At 33.4% G+C, this 350-nt stretch carries 1 protein-coding gene; it reads right to left on the bottom strand.

Going from position 1 to position 350, the window contains the following annotated elements:
* Positions 1-42 precede the first annotated feature (42 nt).
* Positions 43-294, bottom strand: a complete 252-nt coding sequence (locus tag A6M21_RS10120) for a GIY-YIG nuclease family protein (RefSeq protein WP_201721869.1) — start codon at positions 292-294, stop codon at positions 43-45.
* Between the last annotated feature and the right edge of the window lie 56 nt (positions 295-350).

Raw genomic sequence — 350 nt, 5'->3', positions numbered from 1 at the left:
GGGGCTTAAGTTCAGAGCTTCTCCGGCACTCAACTCTATCTACTAAGAGTTTATGCTTTTGGCTATTCTTTCTTTTAACCATCTTCTTGCATTATGAGATTTTTTTAATTGCTTTTCTCTCTTTTGGGCATCTTCTTTTGCTTTATATGCTTCATAGTATATTAGTTCCCATTTATGCCCTTTTGTGTATTTGTTTAGTCCTTTATTATGAGCTTCTAATCTTTTCTTTATATTCTCTGAATAGCCTGTATATATGCCTCCTTTTTCATTCTTTATTATATAGACATAATACATTTTTTTCACTCCTAATAGGTATAGTTGAGTGCCGGATGACCCTTCCCCTTAACCTT

Source organism: Desulfotomaculum copahuensis (assembly GCF_001655685.1).
GTDB classification, from domain to species: domain Bacteria; phylum Bacillota; class Desulfotomaculia; order Desulfotomaculales; family Desulfovirgulaceae; genus Desulfotomaculum_G; species Desulfotomaculum_G copahuensis.
The sequence above is the reverse complement of the archived record's forward strand: the minus strand, read 5'-3'. Positions and strand labels throughout refer to the sequence as shown.